The organism is Nocardioides sp., from assembly GCF_036267815.1.
Classification (GTDB): domain Bacteria; phylum Actinomycetota; class Actinomycetes; order Propionibacteriales; family Nocardioidaceae; genus Nocardioides.
In genome coordinates this window covers 1-22,438 of record NZ_DATAVI010000067.1, presented here as the reverse complement: position 1 = coordinate 22,438, position 22,438 = coordinate 1, and the positions used below count along the sequence as shown (strand labels likewise).

The window sequence follows — 22,438 nt, the reverse complement described above, 5'->3', positions numbered from 1 at the left end:
CCCCCTAGGCTGACCGTCATGACGTCCGTCGGCCCGACACTTCTCGGGCCGGCGGACGTTCGTGCTCTGGCGGCCCGGCTCGGCGTGCGTCCGACCAAGCAGCGTGGGCAGAGCTTCGTCATCGACGCCAACACCGTCCGGCGTATCGTCCGCGAGGCACGGCTGACCGACGACGACGTCGTGGTCGAGGTCGGCCCCGGGCTCGGCTCCCTGACCCTGGCCCTGCTCGCGGCGGTGCGGCGGGTGGTCGCGGTCGAGGTCGACCCCGTGCTGGCGGCCGCGCTGCCCGAGACCTTGGCGACGTACGCTCCCGAGCAGGCGGCGCACTGCGAGGTGCTCGCCGCGGACGCCCTCCGCATCGAGCAGGTGCCCGGGCCGCCTCCCACCGCGCTGGTGGCGAACCTGCCCTACAACGTCTCGGTGCCGGTCCTGCTGCACCTCCTGGCCCTGTTGCCCAGCCTCCGAAGCGGCCTGGTGATGGTGCAGGCGGAGGTCGCCGACCGGCTCGCCGCCGGGCCAGGCTCCAAGGTGTACGGCGTGCCCAGCGTCAAGGCGGCGTGGTACGCCGACGTGCGCCGCGCCGGCGCCGTCGGGCGCAACGTCTTCTGGCCGGCGCCCAACGTCGACTCGGGACTGGTGGCCTGGACGCGTCGGGCGGCGCCTTCCACGTCGGCCACGCGCGAGGAGGTGTTCGCCGTGGTCGACGCGGCGTTCGCCCAGCGCCGCAAGGCGCTGCGCGGCGCCCTGCGAGCCCTGGCGGGCTCGGGCGAGGCCGCCGAGGCCGCGCTGCGCCGCGCCGGCATCGACCCGCTCGCTAGGGGCGAGTCGCTCACGGTCGGCGACTTCGCGCGGCTCACCGAGGCGCTGCGATGAGTCTCACGGTCCGCGCTGCGGCCAAGATCAACCTGCTGCTCGGCGTCGGGGCGCCGCGGCCGGACGGCTTCCACACCCTGGTCACGGTCTACCAGGCGGTGAGCCTGTACGACGACCTCACCGTGAGCCCAGGCGACGACGGCCTCGACATCGCGACCGACGTCGCGTCGTACATCGACGCGAGCCACGTGCCCGGGCCAGGCCTCAACATCGTCGACCGCGCGGCAGCCGCCCTCGCGGCACACCACGGCCGCCCCGTCACCGGCAGCATCCGCGTGGACAAGACGATCCCCATCGCCGGAGGCCTGGCCGGCGGCTCGGCGGACGGCGCTGCGGCGCTGCTGGCCCTCGACCGGCTCCATGTCCTCGGCACCCATGACGACGACCTGCTGGCGCTGGCCGCCGGGCTCGGCAGCGATGTGCCGTTCGCCCTGGTCGGGGGCACTGCTCTGGGCGAGGGCCATGGCGAGGTCGTGACGGCCCTGGACGACCGCGGGTCGTGGTGGTGGGTCGTCGTGCCCCACCCCGAGGGGATGTCGACACCGGCCGTCTATCGGCGCTTCGACGAGCTGCGTCCCGATGCCCCCGAGGTGCCCGGGCCGCCCGAGGACGTCGTCGCGGCCCTGACCAGCGGCGACGTGCCCCGCCTGGCCGCCGCACTCCACAACGACCTGGAGCAGGCCGCCTGCGACCTGCGGCCGGATCTCGCCCAGCTCATCGTCGAAGGGGTCGACGCGGGAGCGCTGCGCGGCCTGGTCTCGGGGTCGGGCCCGACCTGCGTCTTCCTGTGCGAGAGCGGCGAGCACGCTCGTCGCGTGGCCGGCGTGCTCCGGGGGGCGTCTCCCGAGCGGGTGGTGCTGGTCGCCCACGGCCCGGTCGCGGGGGCTCACGTGGTGGCCGATGGCTAACCTGCTCAACCTCGAGCGCGTCTCGAAGGCGTACGGCGTGCGCCCGCTGCTGGCCGAGGTCTCGCTGGGCGTGGCCGCGGGCGAGCGGGTCGGCATCGTCGGACGCAACGGCGACGGCAAGACGACCCTTCTCCAGGTGATGACCGGCCGCGAGCCTCCCGACGACGGACGGGTCTCGGCCGCGCGCGGCCTCCACGTCGGCTACCTCCATCAGGGCGACACCCTCGACGACACGCACTCGGTGCGCGACGCCGTGCTCGCCGGACGGCCAGACCACGTCTGGGCCGCGGAGCCGCAGACCCGCGAGGTCGTCGCCGAGCTCCTCGCCGGGATCGCGCTCGACCGCGCGGTCGTCGGGCTCTCCGGCGGTGAACGCCGGCGCTGCGCCCTGGCCGAGCTGCTGTTGCGCGAGCACGACCTGCTGGTGCTCGACGAGCCGACCAACCACCTGGACGTCGAGGCGGTGGCCTGGCTCGCCGTACATCTGGCCGGGCTGGCCTCCGCGCTGGTCGTGGTGACCCACGACCGGTGGTTCCTCGACGCGGTTTGCGAGCGCACCTGGGAGGTCCACGACGGCGTCGTGGACTCCTACGACGGTGGCTACGCGGCGTTCGTCCTGGCCAAGGCCGAGCGGCAGCGGCAGGCCGCGACCTCGGAGGGACGCCGGCGCAACCTGGCGCGCAAGGAGCTGGCCTGGCTGCGGCGCGGCCCCCCGGCGCGCACCTCCAAGCCGAAGTTCCGGATCGACGCGGCCGAGGCGCTGATCGCCGACGAGCCGCCGCCGCGCGACCGGCTCGCGCTGGAGCGGTTCGCGACCCAGCGCCTGGGCAAGGACGTGATCGACGTCGAGGACGTCGACCTCGTGCGCGGGGAGCGGGTGCTGCTGTCTGGCGCCACGTGGCGGCTCGGGCCTGGCGACCGGGTCGGCCTGGTCGGGGTCAACGGCGCTGGCAAGTCCTCGGTGCTCGGCCTCCTCGACGGCACCGTGGCGCCGGTGGCCGGCCGGGTCAAGCACGGCCGGACCGTGTCGCTGGCACACCTGACCCAGGCGCTCGACGTCCTCGATCCGGAGTCCCGGGTGCTGCCCACCATCGAGTCGGTACGACGGGTCACTCGCACCGCGACCGGTGAGGTCACGGCCTCGGCGATGCTGGAGCGCTTCGGCTTCACCGGGGACAAGCTGACCGCCCGCATCGGTGACCTGTCCGGCGGTGAGCGTCGTCGCCTCCAGCTGTTGCGGCTGCTCCTCGGCGAGCCCAACGTCCTGCTCCTCGACGAGCCCACGAACGACCTCGACATCGAGACCCTGACCGTGGTCGAGGACTTCCTCGACGACTGGCCGGGCACCCTGGTCGTGGTCTCCCACGACCGCTACTTCCTCGAGCGCACCACCGACGTGGTCTACGGCCTGCTCGACGACGGCCAGATCTCGATGCTCCCGCGAGGGGTCGAGGAGTACCTCGAGCGCCGAGGTGGGAGCGTCCCGGGGTCGAGGTGGGACCTTCCCGCCTCCCAGACGGGGGGACCCCCGCCTCGACCGGGGGAGACTCCCACCTCGGCGCGGGCGGGGCCGCGCGCGGGTACGGCGGCGCGGGCGGGGAGTGCGCAGGAGCGCGCGGCGCGCAAGACGCTCGCCCGGGTCGAGAAGCGGCTGGAGGAGGTCTCGGTCCGGGAGCAGGAGCTGAACGACGAGGTGCTGGCCCATGCCTCCGACCACGAGCGCCTCGTCGGGATCGGCGCCCGGCTGACCGAGCTGGCGCAGGAGCGGTCGCGGCTCGAGACCGAGTGGCTCGAGGCCGCCGAGCTGCTCGACTAGCACGAGGTGGGGCGCCATTCCTCCCACCTCGCGGGGAAATTCGTCCCACCTCGTGCTAGGGGCGCTCGGCGATGACCTGGACCATCCGGGGGTTGCCGACGAAGGTCGCCGGGTCGCGAGCGACGGCGTAGAGGTCGTCGACCAGGCGGTCGACCTCCTCGCCCGTCGAGACGCCGTGCCGCAGCGCGGTGGCCCGGATGTTCTCCAGCGTCAGTGCCGGGAGGAGCTTCACCTCACCCGTCAGCCCCGCCGGCTGTACGACGGTCGGCTGGACGTCCGCGAAGCCGGCGGCGACGAGCATGGACGGCAGCCGCAGGGCGATCCAGGGGTCGCCGCCGTTGCGCCTCGCGGACTCCTCGTAGATCTCCTCGTAGCGCTCGAAGCTCGGGTGCTCGGGATCGCAGAACGAGCCCCGGAAGTCGATGTCCTCCACCACCAGCCTGCCGCCGGGCCGGAGCGCGCGACGCATCGCCTCGAGCGCGCTCGCGGGGTCGGCAAGGTGGGTGAGCACGAAGCGCGCGTAGACGACGTCGTACTCCTCCTGTCCCAGGCCCGCGGCGAGGTCGCCCACCCGGAACTCGACGTTGGTCACCGCGCCCTGCACGGCGTCGGCCCGGGCGAGCTCGACCTTGGTGGCATCGACGTCCAGGCCCACGGCGTGCCCGGTGAGGCCGACCAGGGAGGCCAGGTCGACGGTGACGTCACCGCCGCCGCAGCCGACGTCCAGACAGCGCATCCCCGCGGCAACGGCGGCGCGCTCGAGCAGGGCCAGGGTGGTGGGGCGCATCACCCGGCCGAGCACGCGCAGCCGCTCGCGTCCCCCGACGCCGCCGCGGATCAGGTAGTGGTGGTCGTCCATCGTCGCCTCCTGCGGCTCGCTGCTCGGCGGTCAGTGCTCGGCGACGCGCGCCAGGAGGGTGCGGAGCAGGGAGGCCAGGCGGGTGCGGTCGGCCGGGGGGAGGTCCTCCAGCAGCGTGCGCTCGGCGTCGAGCAGCGCGGTGAACGCCGCGTCCACGGCGTCCTTGCCCTCGACGGTCAAGCGGACGATCACGCCACGTCGGTCGTCGGGGTCCGGGTGGCGTTCGACGAGGCCGCGCGCGCTCAGCCGGTCGACGCGGTTGGTCATCGTGCCGCTGGTGACCAGGGTCTCGCGCAGCAGGCGTCCCGGTGAGAGCTCGTACGGCGCGCCCGCACGCCGGAGCGCCGCGAGCACGTCGAACTCCCACTCCTCGATGCCGTGCGCCCCGAAGGCGTCACGCCGGGCGAGCTCGAGGCGACGGGCCAGGCGGCCGACGCGGCTGAAGACCGCCACCGGCGCCAGGTCGAGGTCCCCGCGCTCGCGCGCCCAGGCCTCGATCAGCTCGTCCACCTCGTCCCGCACGGTCGGCAGTCTAGGCCCGGTCGAGAATCTTGACATCGAGAGGGTTCGGGTTGACGATGAGGATATCTTGATGTCAAGAGACTAGCTGGAGCAGGAGACACCGTGACGCACACCTGGGACCCCGATCGCTACCTCACCTACGCCGACGAGCGCGGCCGCCCGTTCGTGGAGCTCCTCGCGCGGGTCGGGGCCATCGCCCCGGAGACCGTCGTGGACCTCGGCTGCGGCCCGGGCAACCTGACCTCGCTGCTGGGGGAGCGCTGGCCCGAAGCGCACGTGACCGGCATCGACTCGAGCCGGGAGATGATCGAGCGCGCGAGGGTCGCCGACTCCGGCATCGCCTTCGAGGTGGCCGACCTCCGCACCTGGGTGACCACGGCCGGCCAGGTCGACGTGCTGGTCTCCAATGCCACGCTCCAGTGGGTGCCGGACCATCTCGACCTGCTCCCCGGCCTGGTGAGCCGGGTGAGTGACGGTGGCTGGCTGGCGTTCCAGGTGCCGGCGAACTTCGCCGAGCCGAGCCACGTCATCCGCACCGAGCTGGCAGCGGAGGCGCGGTACGCCGAGCACACGCGCGACGTCGCGGTGCCGAGCAGTCACGACCCCGCGGTCTACCTCGAAGCGCTCGCCTCCCTCGGCTGCGAGGTCGACGTCTGGGAGACCACATACCTCCACGTGCTGACCGGGCCCGACCCGGTCTTCACCTGGGTGTCCGGCACCGGCGCCCGGCCCACGTTGCAGGCTCTGCCCGGCGACCTGCGCGGGGCCTTCGAGGAGGAGTTCAGGCAGCGCCTGCGCGCGGCGTACCCCGAGCGCGGCGGCCGCGTCGTGCTGCCGTTCCGCCGGATCTTCGCCGTCGCCCGGGTCACCCCGTGACTGCCCCTGTGACTGCCCCCGTGATCGCCCCCGTGATCGCCCCGGCGATCGCCCCGGTGATCGCGCTGCACCACGTGCAGGTCTGCTGCCCACCGGACGGTGAGGACCAGGCGAGGCGCTTCTACGGCGACGGCCTGGGTCTCACCGAGGTCGAGAAGCCGGGCGACCTGCGCGACCGCGGCGGTGCATGGTTTCGTGCGTACGACGAGCGCGGCGCAGTGGTGGCCGAGCTCCACGTGGGCGTGGAGGAGGGCTTCGTCGCCGCGCGCCGGGCGCACCCGGCCTTCGTCGTCGCCGACCTCGACGCCGGCGCCGCGTCGGTGCGGGCCGCGGGGTTCGAGGTCGACCAGTCCGAGCGCGAGACGCTCCCCGGCTATCTTCGCTTCCACACCCGCGACGCCGCCGGCAACCGGGTCGAGGTGCTTCAGCGGTCGCCGGAGTCGTAGGCGACCTCCCACAGGTGACCGTCAGGGTCGCCGAAGTAGCCGGAGTAGACGCCGAACGGCCGTAGATGCGCCGGCGCCGGGATCCTCGCCCCCGCAGCCGCGGCCCGCTCGAGCAGGGCGTCGGCCTCGTCGCGAGAACCGACCATGACCCCGATGCTGTGCCGCCCGGTGGTGGCCGGGACCGGCGCGACCTGGGCGTCCCTGGCGAGGTCGCCGGCGCCGTAGAGGCCGATCATCAGCCCGCCCTCCCCCAGCGTGACGAACGCGATCGTGCCGTCGGCGCCGGTCACCTCGTCGTGGAACTCCGCGCCGACGATGCCGTTGGAGGCCCACCCCAGACCGTCGCGGTAGAAGGTGAGCGAGCGCTCGAGGTCGTCGACGGCGAGGGTGACGAAGCCGATCCGGGGTTCCATGCGCCCAGGCTGCCACCGGGCACCGACAGGGCACCGACAGGGCAGGGAATAGCGCCACGTCGCAGGCTGCTGTCCCCACTAGCCCGACTTCCGACCAGACCAGAGAGAGCCATGTCCGCCATCACCTTGTCCGAGCAGAACTTCGAGTCGACCGTCACCGCAGACGGCATCGTCCTGGTGGACTTCTGGGCGTCGTGGTGCGGGCCCTGTCGGATGTTCGCCCCGGTCTACGAGGCGGCCTCGGAGGTGAACACCGACATCACGTTCGGCAGCGTCGACACCGAGGAGGAGCAGGGGATCGCCGGGGCTCTCCAGATCAGCTCCATCCCGACGCTGATGGCGTTCCGCGACGGGATCCTGGTCTTCCGGCAGGCCGGCGCCCTGCCCGCGCCCGCCCTCGACGAGCTGATCGGCGCCGTCCGCGGTCTCGACATGGACGACGTGCGCCGACAGGTCGCCGACCAGCAGGCCGCCCAGGGCTGAACCGTCCACCGGCGGTGCCGACCAGCCAAGACCTCGGGTCGGCACTAGCCTCGCCCCGTGACCTCCTCGGAACTCTTCGGCCAGCTGCTCGACACCCGCAGCTGGGTGGCGCTTGACGTCGACCTCGAGGGCCGGGTGCTGGCCGGCCACGACGACCTCGGCAGCATGCAGCTGGTCGAGATCGCCCCGGACGGCACGACCACGGCACTGACCGACCTGTCGTCGAAGTGCCGTGGCCGCTACGTGCGCGGTCACCGCCAGGTCGTCGTCGAGCACGACCAGGGCGGTGACGAGAACTTCCAGCTCTCGCTGCTCGATCTCACCGAGCTGCCGTCGTCCCCGGTCGGGCTGGACGGCCTGACGCCCTTGGTCGCCGACGCCGGACACCTGAACATCCTGCTCGACGTCACCGAGTCGTCGGTGATCTTCTGCACCAATCGGCGCAACGACGTCGACATGGACGTCGTGGTCCGCGACCTCGCCTCCGACGAGGAGCGCGTGGTGTACGACGCGGGTGGCTACGTCGGCTCCACCGAGGTCTCCCACGACGAGAAGTCCGTCGCGGTGACGATGATCAGCCTCCAGCCGAGCTCGACGACGGTGGTGCTGGCCGACGGCACCGGTGTCGTCACCCTCACCGACCCCGACGAGCGTGGCGCTCACCACGTGGCGGGCTGGACCGCCGACGACTCCGCCCTCGTCCTCGCCTCGGAGCACGATCGCGAGTTCCACGCCGTCCTCCGGCTCGACCGCGACGGCGGCTGGACGACCCTGGTCGAGGCCCACGACCACGATGTGACGGCGCGCCTGTCACCCGACGGCCGGCTGATGCTCGTCGCGCACCACGTCGACGGGCTCGACCGGCTCGCCGTCCATCGCGCGGATGGGGGGCATGTCGCGGACGTCGACCTCGAGCCCGTCGTGCCGGTGAGCGTGGTCTGGGCGCCGGACTCCTCGGCGTTCGCGGTCACCGCGATGACCCCGACCGACCCCGGCTCGATCGTGCGCGTGGACCCGACGACCGGGGCCACGACGGTGCTCGTCGACGGCCGGGACGGCGTGCCGGACGGCGTCCGCGCCGAGCTGGTCACGCCGAGCGTCCACCGGGTCCCCACGCCCGACGGGGAGCAGGTCCCCTGCTTCCGCTACGCCTCACCGCGGGCCACCGGTGCCTCGGTGGTCCACATCCACGGCGGACCGGAGGCCGAGGCCACGCGGCTGTTCAGCCCGGTGATCCAGGCGCTGGCGCTGGCCGGCTTCGACGTGCTCGTCCCCAACGTGCGCGGCTCGGCCGGCTACGGCCGGCGCTGGGTCTCGCTGGACGACGTCCGGCTGCGCCTCGACTCCGTCGCCGACCTCGCCGCGATCCACGCCTGGCTGCCGACCGTCGGTCTCGACCCGGGTCGCGCGGCCCTGTGGGGTGGGTCCTACGGCGGCTACATGGTGCTGTGCGGCGTCTCCATGCAGCCGGACCTCTGGGCAGCCGGTGTCGACATCGTGGGCATGTCGTCGCTGGTGACGTTCTTGGAGAACACCTCGGAGTACCGCCGGGCCGTCCGCGAGCGGGAGTACGGCACCCTCGCCGACGACCGCGACTTCCTGGTCGCGGCGTCGCCGATCACCTACCTCGACGACATCGCGACCCCGCTGTTCGTCATCCACGGTGCGAACGACCCGCGCGTGCCGCTCTCCGAGGCCGAGCAGATCAAGGCCGCCCTCGATGGCAGGGGCGTGCCGTGCGAGCAGCGCGTCTACGCCGACGAGGGGCACGGCCTGGCCAAGCGAGCCAACCGACTGGACGCCTACCCGGCGGCCTTGGAGTTCCTGGAGGAGCACCTCCGAGCCTGACCCTGGCGAGTCGTCCGCGCGGTGCCGGGCTAGGGCCCGGCCTCAGGCGGACGACCCGAGGTCGGGGCGGTCAGGGCAGCTCGAAGGCGCCGGCGTCGCAGTGGCTGGGCGGCCGGTGACGTCCGCGCTGGTCGGTGGCGGGGCAGAGAACACCGCGGCCGATCGCCGGGCTGGTCCTGGCCAGGGCCAAGGTCTTGGTCGGGCCGCCGTTGTCGGCGAGCGCACTCAGCCGAGGGTGCCTGGTGACCCTGTCGGTGCCCTGCACCCCGGCCACGCACCCGGCCCGACCCAGGACGCTGCCGCCCACGGAGTTCGCGCGGTCGACCGGCACGGCGTAGGAGCAGTCGCTCTCGCCGCCGGTCGCCGTGTGGTTGGCCGAGACGATGCTGCCCAGGAAGGCCCCGCCGGAGGCGGATGAGTAGAGGCCGCCGCCCTGGGGGGCGACGTTGCCCGCCACGGTGCTGTAGCGCAGGCCGAGCGAGCCGTCGGCGACGAGGATGCCACCGCCGGCGGCTGGGTCGCCCGGGTTGTCGCTCTGGGCGGCCCTGTTGCCCGTCACCGTGGAGCTCTCGATGCTGAGCACCCCGTCGCCGACGTAGATGCCGCCGCCGGCACCGCTGGTCGTGCCGTTGCCGGCGACGTTGTTCGAGAGCGTCGAGCCGACCAGGGAGACGCGAGCGTTGTCGAAGCTCGTGTCGATGCCACCGCCGTACTCCCCGGACCGGTTGCGGTTCATCGTGACGTTGGTGAACGTCGCGCCCGCGTCGTTGCTGTACACCGCGCCGCCGTGCCCGATGCGGCTCGCGCTCGCGGAGTTCGCGGTGAACGCCGAGCCGGTGAAGCGTGAGGCCTCGAAGCCCTCGCTGTAGACGGCGCCGCCCCAGGACTCGGGCCCGCGGGAGCGGTTCTTGGCGAAGGTCGAGCTGCGGTCGAAGAACATGGTGACGGACTCGAGGCCGATCGCTCCGCCGCGGCCGGTCGTGCTGGGTGTGCCGGCCTGGTTGGCCACGAACGTGTTGGACTGCGAGCGGATCGAGGCACGCGAGCCGTTGATGTCGGTGTGGACGCCGACCGCGCCGCCGAACCCGTCCGCGCCGGTGCTGTCGAGGTGGAACAACGAGTGCAGGAGGTGCACCCGCGCCAGCGACTCGCCAGTGACCCACACGGTCACGCCGCCGGAGCCGCCGTCGCCGGTCGAGGTGTTCGCTGCCACCGTGTTCCCGCTCATGGTCAGGTTGAGCGCCGAGTAGCCGTCCACGAGGGCGCAGACGGCGCCGCCGCAGCCCGCGTCGCCGGCGCCGTTGCCGGAGGCCTCGGCGTTGCCGGTGAGGCGTGAGCTGTCGATCTCGACGTCGGCATGGCCGCCGAGGGCATAGGCGTAGACCGCGCCGGCGTTCGCGCCGGCGATGCTCGATCCCCTGTCGATGGTCAGCTGGGTGATGTTGCCGTTGGCGTAGACGTAGATCGCGCCGCCCCCGCTGCCCGCGCTCACCGAGGGGTCGACGGTGTCGCCGGCCATCGTCACGTGGTGCAGACTGGCCTGCGCCTCGTAGAGGGCGAGCCCGCCGCCGCTCGCGGTCGGGCCTGCGAGCGCGTGGTTGTGGGAGATGGTGCCCCCGGTCACGTCGAGCTGGTCGGACTCGGCGTCGATCCCCGCCCCCCTGCCATCGATGTCGGCAGAGTGACTGGTGTTGTGGTCGACGTGCACACCGCTCAGGGTGACGCTGCCGAACCTGTCCTCGAGACCGCCGCCGTCACCGTAGTGACTGTCGTCTCCGGCGACGTTGCCCGAGATCGACCCGCCGTGCATGGCGACGACCCCGTAGGAGTTGTCCCACCCGCCGCCGTCGCCGGCGGAGGAGGCCGGGCTGTGGTTCCCGGTGATGTCGACGTCGGTCAGGTCGACGTCGGACCAGGTGGTGGAGAGCCCGCCTCCGCTGCGAGCGACGTTGCCGATGATCGTGGTGTCCTGGGCATACAGGTGTGCGTTCTCCTGGGTGGCGATGCCTCCCCCGCCGGAGGACGAGCCGGCGCTGTTGCCGCTGATCGCGACGCCGTCGAGGACGAGGGTCCCGCCGCTGTTGCCCTCCTCGACCCAGACCCCGCCGCCGGAGCCGGGGGTGGATCCGGCGGTGACGGTCAGGTCGGTGAGGTAGAGCATGGGGCCGGCGGTGCCGGGGCCGTTCGTGGTCTCGTGGAAGACCCGCGACCCGGCCCCCTCGACGACGCTGCGAGCGGAGCCGACCCCGACGATCGACGTGCCAGCGGGGTTGGTGACCAGGAGCTCGGTGCCGCTGCTCAGGGAGTACGTCGCCTTGGCGAGGACGATCCGGACCGGGACGGCTCGGTTGTTGGCGGTCTGCACGGCCGCGCGCAGCGAGCAGGCGCCGGTGGCCGCGTCGAGGCAGCGGGTGCCGGTGGGATCGGCCAGGCCCGAGTCGTCGGTCGTGGTCACGGTCAGGCGCTGGACCCTCGCCGAGCTCGCCGCACCGAACTTCGGCGCCGGCGTGTGCTCGGCGCTGATCCGGCGCTGCCGGTCCCGCACCTGGGCGAGGCGAGAGGCCGACAGGCGGGGCGCGGCGGACGGTGCGCGCGGCGGCGGCGATCCCTGCGAAGAGCCCGGGCCCGGCAACGGGGTCGCGGCGGTCGCGGTGGAGGTGAACGTGGTCAGGGCCAGGCCGGCGGCCACCAGCGCGCTGGCGACAGCGGCGGCCACTCCCGAGGTGTGGATGCTCATGAGTCCGTTCTTGTCGGAGGTGATCCCAGGTGAGGGCGCACGAAGGGCCCACGGGATGCGGGTCGACCCTAGATCCGCACGCGCGGCATGTCTGTTCGCTACCGAACACAACGGCCCATGAGGTGAGAAAGCACTGGGCCCCGCTCCTGAGGAGACGGGGCCCAGTGCCGTGACCGGACCTGGCTACTTGTGCTTGGCGAGCTCGTAGGCACCCGAGTCGGCGTGCTTGGCCGGCCGCTCGTGCCCGCGCTGGTCGGTGCCGGGCACGAGGTACGACGCGCGGCCGACGGCCGGGCTCTTCTTGGAGATGGCCATGGTCTTGGTCGGGCCGCCGTTGTCCTTCAGCTTGCCGAGCCTGGCCTTCTTCGCGACCTTGTCGCTCTTCCGGAGCCCCACCACGCAGCCGCTCTGGCCCACGACGTTGCCGCCGTAGGAGACCGCCTGGTAGCCGTGGAGGTCGACGCCGCAGTCCTTCTCGGAGCCGTGACGGGCGGTCCTGTTGCCCGACACGATGCTGCCGAGGAGGGTGCCGTAGGTCTCGCCGTAGATGCCGGCGCCTCGCTTGGCGTAGTTGGCGGAGACCGTGCTGTATCGCAGCGCCAGCCGCGAGCCCTCGTAGAAGATGCCGCCGCCGTAGCCGGACGACCCCTGCGCGCGGTTGCCGGTGAGCGTGGAGTTCTCGATGCTCGTCACGGCGTCCTCGGCGAAGATGCCGCCGCCGTACCCGGTCTCGGCGTTCGACCCGGCGGTGTTGCCGGAGATCGTCGAGGAGGTGATCCTCAGCTGGTAGGCGTCGTCGTCGGCGAAGATTCCGCCCCCCTCACCGGCCGCCTTGTTGCCAGACATGCTGACCTGGTCGAACACGGTTCCGTTGTACGTCGAGAGGTAGGCCGCTCCGCCGGCCCCGTCGTTGCCGGCGTCGTTCGTGCCGGCGGAGTTGCCGGTGAACACACTGCGGGAGAATCTCGCACTGCCGTAGGTCGACTCGTCCACGACGGCCCCGCCCCCGGCCCCGTCGCCGACCGCGCGGTTCTTGCTGAAGTGCGAGCCCTTGTCGACGAGGTTCACCGCGTATCCCGCCGACACCGCCCCGCCGAACCCGTGCGACCCCTGCGAGCCGGCGCGGTTGCCGGTGAACGTGTTCGCCGACATCCGCACCGAGATCGGGCTGTACTCGCTGGCGTCGGTGTAGAAGCCCAGGGCTCCGCCGTACCCACCGGCGCCGCTGTGGTTGTTGGCGAAGGTGTTGTGGCTGAACGTCGAGGTGGACGGCGAGTAGTAGTAGGCGTACTGCGTGACCGCGCCGGACCCGCCGTCACCCACTCCGCCGTTGCCGGTCACCTTGTTGTGCTCCATGTCCAGGTGGACGTCTCCGTACTCGTAGCCGTAGGCGCACACCGCACCGCCGCAGCCCAGGTCGGTGTAGCCGTTGTTGAAGGCGTTGAGGTTCTTGGAGAGCGTGGAGTTGGTGATGCTGGCGTCGACGACCCCGTAGTAGCCGACGAGGTAGAGCGCGCTGGCGTTCGACCCGGTGATCGTGCTGCGGTCGATGCTGATCTGCTCGGGGTACTCGTAGCCGTAGGCGTAGATGGTGCCACCCCCGTAGAAGTCGGCGTTGCCGCTGGCGTGGTTGCCCGCCATGGTGGCGTGGTCCACGGTGAGCTGGGAGTTGTAGTAGGTGTAGATCCCGCCGCCCGCGCCGTCCGGCCCGGTCACCTTGTTGTGCGACATCGTGCCGTGGTCGAGGGTGAGGGTGTCCTCGTAGGCGTAGATGGCGCCTCCCGCACCCCCACTGGTGGCGGCGTTGTGGTCGACGTGCACGCCGGTGAGCGTGGTGATCCCGCCCTCGTCCCACAGAGCGCCGCCCTCACCGTTGCCCGTCGCGTCGCCGGCCTGGTTGCCGGTCATCGAGCCACCGGCCATGTCCAGGACGCCGTAGTAGCTGAGGATGGCTCCGCCGAAGCCGTCCGTGCCGGCGGGCGAGGAGTTGGTCGTGAACGTGCTGTCGTGGATCTCGACGTCGGACCAGTACTGGTAGATCGCGCCGCCCGAGACCGCGTGGTTGCCCCTGAACGTCGAGTGGTCGATGTACACCGTGGTGCTGCCGTAGGCGTAGATCGCGCCACCGTCGCTGCTGGCGGTGTTGTTGCGGGCGGTGACGTGGTCGAGGTTGAGCGCGATGCCCTCGTCCTGCGCCGTCTGGATCGCGCCGCCATCGGTCGTCGTGCCGTTCTTCAGGGTCAGCGAGCTCAGGAAGAGCGAAGCGGGACCGGTGCTGCTGTAGGAGACGTAGAAGATCCCGGACCCGTCTGCGGCGACCGAGGTCTTGCCGGCACCCTGCCCCTCGATCGAGGTGCCGTGGTGGTTCGAGACGATGATCTGGGTGCCCAGGCCCAGGGTGTAGGTGTGCCTGCCGAGCACGATGCGCACCGGCTTGTCCAGGTTGTTGGCGGCGTCGACCGCCGCACGCAAGGAGCACTCACCCGTCGAGGCGTCGTGGCAGGTGGTGCCGGTCGGGTTCGCGAGGTCGGAGTCCTCGGTGGTGTTGACGGTGAACGTCTTGGCAGCCGCCTTGGCGAACGCCGGCCGACTGGAGCTGGCGGCCATCTGCCGCTGCTTGGCCCGGGCCTGAGCGAGCCGCGACCCTGTGAGCCGCTTGCCGACGGAGCCCGTCGGTACGGCGTGCGCGGCGGGCCTTGCGATCGCTGGAGCCGGCGAATGGCCGGTCCCGGCGGCCTGCGCCGGCGGAGCGGTCAGGGCCAGACCCGAGGCGGCGATCGCGGCCGACACGACGGCGAGGGCGGAGGTGCGTGTGGTGGTGGTCATGCGATGTCCCCAACTCGTCATGGATCGCGAGAGACGGCCGGCAGGAGCGGCCGCTTGGAGGCTAGTCCCGACGACCGGGTGGCGCTGGGACATCGGAGGAGACGTCCACCCGATGTCGCAGACACCTCTGACAGGGGTGGAAAGCCGTCAGGCCCCAGCTCCGGGAGGAGATGGGGCCTGACGCGGTTCTGCGGTGAGCTGTCGGTCAGCCCTTCTGGTGCTGGTAGGCGCCGGCGTCAGCGTGCTTGCTGGGCCGCTTGTGCCCCCGCTGGTCGGTCGACGGGATCTGCAACGTCCCGCGACCCATGGCCGGGCTCGTCTTCTTCAGCGCCATCGTCTCGGTGGGACCACCGTTGTGCGCGAGCTTCTTCAGGCCCGCGTGCTTGGTGACCTTGTCCGAGCCCTGGCGAGCGACCACGCATCCGCCCTGGCCGAGGACGTTTCCGCCCAGGGAATGGAGCTTCGCGGCGGCGCTGGTACTGGTGCAGTCGTTCTCCGAGCCGTGCTTGGAGGACTTGTTGCCGACCACGATGCTGCTCACCAGGTTGCCGCCTTCCTCACCGGCGTAGATCCCGCCGCCCTTCTTGGCGACGTTGCCCGACACCGTGCTGTAGCGCACGTCGGTCGGGCTCTCGTCCTGGTAGATGCCGCCGCCGTAGCCCGGCGTGCCCGAGATGGACAGCGCCTGGTTGTTGGCGATGGTGGAGTTGTCGATCGTCATCGGCGAGTCGCCGTCGTAGATGCCGCCGCCGTACCCCGCGCTGTTCGACGTGCCGGCGGTGTTGCCGGAGATCGTCGACTGCTGGATGGACAGGCCGTAGTCGTCGGAGTAGTAGCCACCGCCGTACGACGCGGCCCTGTTGCCCGACATCGTGACCTTGCTCAGCGTCGCGCCGGCCTCGTTGTAGCCGAACATCGCGCCGCCGTAGCCCTCGCCGCCATTCTTGTTGCCGGCCCGGTTGCCGGTGAACTTGGTGCCGGTGAAGCGTGCGGACTGGTAGGCGTAGTTGTCGACGGCACCGCCGTAGGCGCCGTCACCGGCGGCGACGTTCTTGGAGAACGTGGAGCCCTTGTCGGTGATCGTGGCGTAGTAGTAGAGAGACAGCGCGCCGCCCACCCCGTAGCCGCCGCTGGTGCCCGCGGTGTTGGCGACGAACTTGTTGGACTGCGAGCGCACCGAGATCGGGGCGTATTCGCCGTCGTTGAAGATGCCGACGGCGCCGCCGTAGCCGCCCGGTCCGGACGTGTTCTTCTGGAAGAGGTTGTGCGCGAGGTTGACCGAGCTGCCGCCGTACTCGTAGCCGAAGATGCCGACGGCACCCGCCCCGTAGTCGCCGACCCCGGAGTTGTTCGTGACCTTGTCGTGGCTCATGACCAGGTTCACGCCGGCGTAGTAGTTGTAGGTGCAGATGGCACCGCCACAGCCGTAGCCGGACATGCCGTTGTGGGCGTTGTTGTGGTTGTCCGACAGGGTGGAGTGGGTGATGCTCAGGTCGACCTGGCCGTACTCGGCGTAGCCGTAGATGGCGCTGGCGTTGGAGCCGGTGATCTTGGCGTGGTCGATGTTGGTCTGGTTGCCGTAGTCCTCGCCGTACAGGTAGATCGCGCCGCCGCCGTCACCGGAGGTGGGACCGGCGCCGACCTTGTTGCCGGCCATCGTGACGTCGGTCAGGTCGAGCTGCGACCCGTACTCCACGTAGATGGCGCCGCCGCTGCTGTCCGCCCCGACCGCTTGGTTGTGGGAGATGGTCCCGCCGTTGACCTGGACCGAGGAGTAGTCGGTGTAGATCGCTCCGGCGTACCCCTGGTCGTCCGCGGTGTTGTGGTCGACGTGGACCCCGGTCAGCGAGACGGTGCCGTACTCGGAGTAGATGGCGCCGGCGGCACCCTCGTGGGCGCTGTCACCGGCGGTGTTGTCGGAGATGGAGCCGCCCTTCATCTGGAGCACGCCGTAGTAGCTGTAGATGCCCGCGCCGTAGCCGTCCGCGCCCGCAGTCGTGTGGTTCCCCGAGATGGTGACGTTGCGGAAGCTCACGTCTCCCCAGTAGTCGTACAACCCGGCTCCGTCAGGCGCCACGTTGTTGGTGAACCTGGTGTCGGTGGCGTAGATCGAGTTGTAGGAGGATGCGTACAAGCCGCCGCCGTCGCTGGTGGCGGTGTTGCCGGACACCACCGCGTTGTCCAGGACCAGCTCCGCGGCGCTGGAGTCGTAGAGGTAGAAGCCCCCGCCGTAGGTGGTGCTGCCACCGGTGACCTTGGCGTCGCTGAGGAAGAGGACCCCGCCGGGCGCGCTGGCGGCGGAGGCGATGTAGAAGACCCCCGAGCCGTCGCCCTTGATGGAGGTCTTGTTGGCTCCCTTGCCGACGATCGAGGTGCCGGCCGGGTTGGTCACGGTCAGCGCCGTCGCCAGGGTCAGCGTGTAGGTGCGCTTGCCCAGCACGATCTTGACCGGCGCCTTCAGGTTGTTCGCCGCGTCGACCGCCGCGCGCAGGGAGCAGTCGCCCGTCGAGGCGTCGTGGCAGCCGGTGCCGGTCGGGTTGGCCAGGTCGGAGTCCGTGGTGGTGTTGACGGTGAACGTCTTGACGCCGGCCTTCGCGAACGACGGAGCCTGGCGTGCGGCCAGCTGGCGCTGGCGGGCGCGCACCTGGGAGAGCGCGGCCTTGCCGAGGTGCTTGGTGGCCGCGCCCCTGGGGGCCTGCACGGCGTCCGCGTGGTGGGATGCCGGCGCGAGCGCCGGGCGATGGGGTGCTGTCGCTGCTTGCGACGGCACGGCGGTGAGGGCGACGCCCGCCGCCGCAGCCCCGGCTGCCACGAATGCGAGCGCGGGCATGAGCTTTGCGTGTGTCATGCGATGTCCAATTCTCGAAAGGGGTTCCCGAGCGCGGCCGTCGATTGGAGGGGAGTGGCCGTTTGGGAGGCTAGTACCGAGAGATAGGTGGCGGTGGGACATCGGCCAGATACGTCGCCCGAATGTCGGAGTGCTCCTGTGCCGGCGATCCGCCGAGAGTGGGGAGCCCTCGACATCGCTGGGGCCCGGGCGTAGCGTGTGGTCTAGCCCACAGTGGTATAGACCTTTCGGGAGGTGCCGTGACCGTCCGCCATCTGCGCATCGACAACCGGCTGATCCACGGCCAGGTGACGGTCGCCTGGGCCGGCAACCTCGGCGCCACCCGCCTGATCGTGAGCAACGACGACGTCGCGGCCGACGACATGCAGCGGATGATCCTGCCGCAGGCGGCCCGCGGCGTTCCGACGTCCGTCCTCGGGATCCAGGAGACGCTGGACTACTGCGCCGGCGACCAGGCGCAGGGCGAGTCGATCTTCGTCATCGCCAAGCTCCCGGCCGACGCCCTGGCCCTGGTGCGTGGGGGGCTGAGGCCGGAGGAGGTCAACGTCGGCAACCAGGCGCCGCGTCCGGGCACCAAGTTCACGATGGTCACCCGCAGCATCGCGGTCACGGCCGAGGACGCGGAGACCTACCGCGCGATCGCCGACGAGGGGTTCACCCTCCAGCAGCGGATGATGCCCACCGACAAGAAGGCCGACTTCCTGCACGTCCTCGCCGGAAAGAAGCTCTGACCGGTGGTCCACGACCTCGTCCTGCATGGCGCACGCCTGCTCACCGGGGACGCGCCGTATCCCGGCACCGCCGACGGGTGGGTGTCGGTTCGCAGCGGCCGGGTCGCGGCGCTCGGTCACGGCACGCCGCCGGACGGGCGGGATCGGGTCGACCTGGCGGGTGACTGGCTGGCGCCCGGGTATGTCGACGTCCACGTGCACGGCGGCGCCGGGGGTGACGTGATGTCGCCCGACCCCTCCGCGCGGGCCGCCGTACGCCGGCTGCACGCGCGCCACGGCACGACCGCGATGCTCGCCTCGACGGTGAGCCGGCCCGCCGACGAGCTGCGCGAGGCGGTGTCCCGCCTCGCCGGCGACGCGGCGCAGGAGCCGGGCGAGGACGCGGAGCCGATCGCCCGGCTGGTCGGCATCCACCTCGAGGGACCCTTCCTGTCGCGCGTACGTCGTGGCGCCCACCAGGAGACCGCGCTCCGGCCGCCCGACCAGGCCGAGGTCGAGGCGCTCCTGGCGGCCGGGCGCGGCCAGGTGCGCACGATCACGATCGCCCCCGAGCTCCCGGGTGCCATCGACCTCGTGGGCCGGCTGTCCGCGGCGGGCGTGACGGTGGCGGTCGGGCACACCGATGCCGATGCCGGCACCGTCCGCGCGGCAGTCGAGGCGGGCGCGCGGGCGGTGACCCACACGTTCAACGGGATGCAGCCGCTGCACCACCGGCGCCCGGGTCCGGTCGGGATGGCGATGGATCTGGCGCAGCTGACGTGTGAGCTGATCCTCGACCTCGTGCACGTGGACCCGGTCGCTGCTCGTGCCCTGGTGCACGCGGCCGGGGCGGACCGGATCTGCCTGGTCACCGACGCGATGCCCGCGACCGGGGTCAGCGACGGCACCTACGAGCTGGGCGGCCAGGTCGTCGAGGTCGTGGACGGACAGGCCCGGGTCAGCGGCACGAGCACCCTGGCCGGCAGCACCCTGACCATGGCCGTCGCGGTGGAGAACGCCGTCTCCCAGCTTCGGGTCGACGTCCCCACCGCGGTGGCGATGGCGACCGTAGTCCCCGCGCGGCTCCTACCGGGCGTGGACGTGGGCCGCCTGCACGCCGACGGGCCGGCCGACCTGGTCCGGCTCGACGGCGATGCGCGTCTGCGCGACGTCTGGATCTCGGGACAGCAGGTCGACCGGACCCCGAAGGAGGTGACCGCCTCCTGAGCACCGGCCGGGACCCTGCTCATCGCCGCGCTCCCGGCCCCCAATCACCTTCGTGATCCCCCAACCACACTTCGCGACCGGGAGGTAGCCGTGTTCCAGGCTCTCATCCTGGCCCTGTGGGCGACGTTCTGCATCTACGACACCCTCGGGCCAACCTTCATCTACGCCGGCAGGCCCCTCATTGCCGGCACCGTCGCCGGCATGATCGTCGGGGACCCGACCCTCGGCCTCGCCGTCGGCGGCACCCTCGAGCTCACCGCGCTCGGCGTCTACACCTACGGCGGCGCGACGATCCCGGACTACCCGACCGGCGCGATCGTCGGTACGGCGCTTGCCGCGGCGACGTCCGGTGACCTGTCCAGCAAGCTGGCGATCGGCCTGACGATCGGCATCCCGGCCGCGGTCCTGCTGGCCGCCCTGGACCCGATCGGCCGCTTCCTGCCGACGTTCTGGATCCACGCCGCCGACCGAGCGGCGGCCGAGGGCGACTCCAGACGGCTGACCCTGCTTCACTGGACGGCGTTCGCCCCCTGGGGGCTGGTGCGGTTCGTGCCGACGTTCGTGGCGGTCCAGGCCGGGCGTAGCGCGGTCCAGAACATCCAGGACGCCATCCCGGCCGGCTTCACCCAGGGCATGACCCTGGTCGGCGGGATGCTGCCGGCCGTCGGCTTCGCGATGCTGCTGCGGATCATGCCGGTCAACCGCTACTGGTACATGCTCACGCTCGGCTTCGTCCTCTTCGCCTACCTTCAGGTGCCGCTCCAGGGGATCGCCATCTTCGGCGTCGGCATCGCCGCGATCTTCATGGCCCTCAAGTACGGCAGCCGACCAGGCCAGCCCGGATCGCAGGAGGCGGCTCATGTCTGAGACCCGGACCCGGCCGGAGGGCGAGAAGCCCGCGGAGCCCGAGATCGCCCTGACCAAGGGTGACCTGAACAAGTCGTTCTGGCGGATGTTCTTCTCGCTCCAGATCTCGTGGAACTACGAGCGCATGCAGGCACTGGGCTTCGCCTGGGCGATCGAGCCCGTGCTGCGTCGGGTCTACCCCGACAAGGAGGAGTACGCCGAGGGGTTGCAGCGACACCTCACGTTCTTCAACACCAGCCCGATCATCGGGGCGCCGTTGATCGTGGGCTCGGCGGCGGCCATGGAGGAGGCGCGGGCCAAGTCCAGCGCCGAGGGCGTCAAGGTCGGCCTGATGGGCCCGATGGCCGGCGTCGGCGACTCGCTGACGTTCGCGCTCTACAACAGCATCATCTTCACGATCGCCGCGAACTGGGCGATCCAGGGGAAGATGCTCGGCTTCTGGTTCGCCTGCGTGATGGTGCTGGTCCCCTACTTCCTGGTGCGGCGCTGGCAGTTCTTCTTCGCCTACCGGCAGGGGAAGAACCTCGCCTCGCAGATGGCCGGAGGCGCCCTGGAGAGGCTCAGCGAAGCGGCCACCATCCTCGGTCTGATCGTCCTCGGCGGCTTCATCCCGTCGATCGTGAAGATCTGGACGACCCTGACCTACCACCAACACGTCACCGTGCAGGGCAAGGGTGTCGAGCAGCAGGTGCCGGTCCAGACGCAGCTCGACCAGGTCGTGCCGTATCTGATGCCGGTGGTGCTCACCGGGCTGATCTACTGGTTGATGAAGAAGTTCAACCTGCACCCGCTGTGGGCGATCGTGGTCGTCTTCGTCCTCGGGCTGGCGCTGGGCTGGCACGGCTGGTTCACCAACGTCGCGCCGGCTCCGGCGTCCGGGTCGTGAGGCGTGCCTGACAGCGAGCTGGCCCTCGTGGTCCTGGTCGGCCACGGCGGCTTCCCGCAGGGTGTCCTCGACGGGGCCGAGCTGATCCTCGGCCCCCAGGAGGGCATGCACGCGGTGGGTCTCACGCCCGACCAGGACCCGTCGGCCGTCGTCGACCAGGTGCGCGAGCTGCGTGGCGCCGGACCGGAGCCGGGGCCCATGCTGCTGCTCGTGGACCTCTTCGGCGGCAGTCCCGGAAACGCGGTGGCGTCGGCCTTCCTGCGCGAGGACGACGTCGAGATGGTGACGGGGCTCAACCTGCCGATGGTGCTCGAGGTGGGCAACCGGCGTCGTAAGGCCGGTCGTGACGTCGCGGCGCTCAAGGGCCACGCCATGGCAGCCGGCAGTGCGGGCGTCGTCGACGTCGGGGAGAAGCTGGGGCTGTGAACGACGTGCTAGTGGCGGCCGGGGTCGCGCTTGGCGTGCATCAGCACCTCGTAGCGGTCGCCGCGGTAGACCGAGGAGGCGAACTCGACCACCGTGCCGTCGGCGTCCCGCGTCGTGCGCTCGATCCGGAACGCCGGCCGGCCCGCCTCGGTCTCGAGCAGGGCCGCCTCGTCGGCGGTGAGGTCGGTGACGGTGACCCGCTGGTCGGCCTCCGCGACCCGCACGGCGTACCGGTGCTCGAAGAGGTCGTAGAGGCTGCCGTGGTCGAGATCCTGGTCGAGCAGGCCCGGGAAGCGCCGTGCGGGGACGTGGGTCTGCTCGGCGGCCATCGGCTCGGCGTCGGCGGTACGGACCCGGCGGATCCGGATCACCCGCGAGCTGGCCGAGATCTCCAGGCGCGCCGCCAGCTGGGCCCCGGCGCGGATCTCCTCGATGCCGAGCAGCCGCGACCCGGGCTCGAGGCCGCGGGCCCGCATGTCCTCGGTGAACGACGTGAGGTGCTCGGTGTGGGCCACGCGGCGCTCGGCCACGAACGTCCCACGGCCGCGATGACGATAGAGCAGACCGCGCTGGGCCAGCCGGTCGAGCTGGAGCCGCACGGTCATCCGCGCGACGCCGAAGTGCTCGGCCAGGTCGCGCTCACTGGGGATCGGGCTGCCGGTCGGCAGCTCGGCGACCCAGGCCTCGAAGATCTCCTGGAGCCGCGCACCCTTGGCGCCGGTGGGAGGCATCTCCACGACGGGGGCGAGGTCGCCCGGCTCCCGGGAGGAAGACGGTCGGCTGGCCACCTTGGGAGCCTATCCGCCGTCGCGTCGCGCGGGGGTGGTGTGCCTGAGCCCGCGCCAGGGCGCGGGCTCAGGCACACCA

At 71.6% G+C, this 22,438-nt stretch carries 19 protein-coding genes; 12 read left to right on the top strand and 7 right to left on the bottom strand.

What is annotated here, in order from left to right:
• Positions 1-18 precede the first annotated feature (18 nt).
• From rsmA to VHW64_RS15640, 3 genes are read left to right on the top strand one after another with little or no spacing between them, the layout of a single operon-like run.
• Positions 19-873 (top strand): 16S rRNA (adenine(1518)-N(6)/adenine(1519)-N(6))-dimethyltransferase RsmA, encoded by an 855-nt coding sequence (rsmA, locus tag VHW64_RS15650; RefSeq protein WP_329651507.1) that lies wholly within the window; start codon positions 19-21, stop codon positions 871-873.
• Positions 870-1,781, top strand: coding sequence for a 4-(cytidine 5'-diphospho)-2-C-methyl-D-erythritol kinase (locus VHW64_RS15645; protein WP_329651506.1), 912 nt, complete (start codon positions 870-872; stop codon positions 1,779-1,781). The genes rsmA and VHW64_RS15645 overlap by 4 nt, the downstream gene beginning before the upstream one ends.
• Positions 1,774-3,597: an ABC-F family ATP-binding cassette domain-containing protein gene (locus tag VHW64_RS15640; protein WP_329651505.1), complete on the top strand. Its 1,824-nt coding sequence runs from the start codon at positions 1,774-1,776 to the stop codon at positions 3,595-3,597. Before VHW64_RS15645 ends, VHW64_RS15640 begins: the two co-directional genes overlap by 8 nt.
• Before the next feature lie 55 nt (positions 3,598-3,652).
• On the opposite strand, the gene VHW64_RS15635 is transcribed toward VHW64_RS15640, so the two are convergent.
• Both VHW64_RS15635 and VHW64_RS15630 read right to left on the bottom strand, forming a co-directional pair.
• Complete coding sequence (locus tag VHW64_RS15635; RefSeq protein ID WP_329651504.1) at positions 3,653-4,456, bottom strand: methyltransferase domain-containing protein; 804 nt, start codon at positions 4,454-4,456, stop codon at positions 3,653-3,655.
• Between the two features lie 30 nt (positions 4,457-4,486).
• Positions 4,487-4,978, bottom strand: a complete 492-nt coding sequence (locus VHW64_RS15630) for a MarR family winged helix-turn-helix transcriptional regulator (RefSeq protein ID WP_329651503.1) — start codon at positions 4,976-4,978, stop codon at positions 4,487-4,489.
• Positions 4,979-5,080: 102 nt separating this feature from the next.
• On the opposite strand from VHW64_RS15630, the gene VHW64_RS15625 reads away from it, so the two are divergent.
• Both VHW64_RS15625 and VHW64_RS15620 read left to right on the top strand, forming a co-directional pair.
• Complete coding sequence (locus VHW64_RS15625) at positions 5,081-5,854, top strand: methyltransferase domain-containing protein (protein WP_329651502.1); 774 nt, start codon at positions 5,081-5,083, stop codon at positions 5,852-5,854.
• A 20-nt stretch (positions 5,855-5,874) separates the two neighbouring features.
• Complete coding sequence (locus VHW64_RS15620) at positions 5,875-6,300, top strand: VOC family protein (RefSeq protein ID WP_329651501.1); 426 nt, start codon at positions 5,875-5,877, stop codon at positions 6,298-6,300.
• Here VHW64_RS15620 and VHW64_RS15615 read toward each other — a convergent pair.
• Complete coding sequence (locus tag VHW64_RS15615; RefSeq protein ID WP_329651500.1) at positions 6,279-6,713, bottom strand: VOC family protein; 435 nt, start codon at positions 6,711-6,713, stop codon at positions 6,279-6,281. The genes VHW64_RS15620 and VHW64_RS15615 overlap by 22 nt on opposite strands.
• Positions 6,714-6,824: 111 nt before the next feature.
• Between VHW64_RS15615 and trxA the strand changes: the two genes are divergently transcribed.
• Together trxA and VHW64_RS15605 are read left to right on the top strand one after the other, a co-directional pair.
• Positions 6,825-7,196, top strand: a complete 372-nt coding sequence (gene trxA, locus VHW64_RS15610; RefSeq protein WP_329651499.1) for a thioredoxin — start codon at positions 6,825-6,827, stop codon at positions 7,194-7,196.
• Positions 7,197-7,253: 57 nt separating this feature from the next.
• Positions 7,254-9,044, top strand: a complete 1,791-nt coding sequence (locus tag VHW64_RS15605; RefSeq protein WP_329651498.1) for a S9 family peptidase — start codon at positions 7,254-7,256, stop codon at positions 9,042-9,044.
• Between the two features lie 70 nt (positions 9,045-9,114).
• Here VHW64_RS15605 and VHW64_RS15600 read toward each other — a convergent pair whose 3' ends face one another.
• From VHW64_RS15600 to VHW64_RS15590, 3 genes are all read right to left on the bottom strand, one after another.
• Positions 9,115-11,781, bottom strand: coding sequence for a choice-of-anchor Q domain-containing protein (locus VHW64_RS15600; RefSeq protein WP_329651497.1), 2,667 nt, complete (start codon positions 11,779-11,781; stop codon positions 9,115-9,117).
• Between the two features lie 183 nt (positions 11,782-11,964).
• Positions 11,965-14,607, bottom strand: a complete 2,643-nt coding sequence (locus VHW64_RS15595; RefSeq protein WP_329651496.1) for a choice-of-anchor Q domain-containing protein — start codon at positions 14,605-14,607, stop codon at positions 11,965-11,967.
• A 205-nt stretch (positions 14,608-14,812) separates the two neighbouring features.
• A complete protein-coding gene (locus VHW64_RS15590; protein ID WP_329651495.1) occupies positions 14,813-17,437 on the bottom strand; it encodes a choice-of-anchor Q domain-containing protein in 2,625 nt (874 codons plus the stop codon).
• Positions 17,438-17,694: 257 nt separating this feature from the next.
• Here VHW64_RS15590 and VHW64_RS15585 point away from each other — a divergent pair, with 257 nt between their 5' ends.
• The 5 genes from VHW64_RS15585 to VHW64_RS15565 all read left to right on the top strand — a co-directional run bounded on the left by VHW64_RS15585 (position 17,695) and on the right by VHW64_RS15565 (position 21,571).
• The gene (locus VHW64_RS15585; protein ID WP_329651494.1) at positions 17,695-18,186 is read left to right on the top strand and encodes a PTS sugar transporter subunit IIB; all 492 of its coding nucleotides are present in this window, start codon (positions 17,695-17,697) and stop codon (positions 18,184-18,186) included.
• A 3-nt stretch (positions 18,187-18,189) separates the two neighbouring features.
• Positions 18,190-19,392 carry an N-acetylglucosamine-6-phosphate deacetylase gene (nagA, locus tag VHW64_RS15580; RefSeq protein ID WP_329651493.1) on the top strand — a complete coding sequence of 401 codons (1,203 nt, stop codon included), beginning with the start codon at positions 18,190-18,192 and terminating at the stop codon, positions 19,390-19,392.
• Between the two features lie 90 nt (positions 19,393-19,482).
• On the top strand, positions 19,483-20,259 hold the full coding sequence (locus VHW64_RS15575; RefSeq protein ID WP_329651492.1) for a PTS sugar transporter subunit IIC: 777 nt from the start codon (positions 19,483-19,485) through the stop codon (positions 20,257-20,259).
• A complete protein-coding gene (locus VHW64_RS15570; RefSeq protein WP_329651491.1) occupies positions 20,252-21,145 on the top strand; it encodes a PTS system mannose/fructose/sorbose family transporter subunit IID in 894 nt (297 codons plus the stop codon). The genes VHW64_RS15575 and VHW64_RS15570 overlap by 8 nt, the downstream gene beginning before the upstream one ends.
• Positions 21,146-21,148: 3 nt before the next feature.
• Positions 21,149-21,571, top strand: coding sequence for a PTS sugar transporter subunit IIA (locus tag VHW64_RS15565; RefSeq protein WP_329651490.1), 423 nt, complete (start codon positions 21,149-21,151; stop codon positions 21,569-21,571).
• A gap of 8 nt (positions 21,572-21,579) precedes the next feature.
• Here the strand turns inward: VHW64_RS15565 and VHW64_RS15560 are convergent, their stop codons facing one another.
• Positions 21,580-22,359, bottom strand: a complete 780-nt coding sequence (locus tag VHW64_RS15560) for a GntR family transcriptional regulator (protein ID WP_329651489.1) — start codon at positions 22,357-22,359, stop codon at positions 21,580-21,582.
• Positions 22,360-22,438 lie beyond the last annotated feature (79 nt).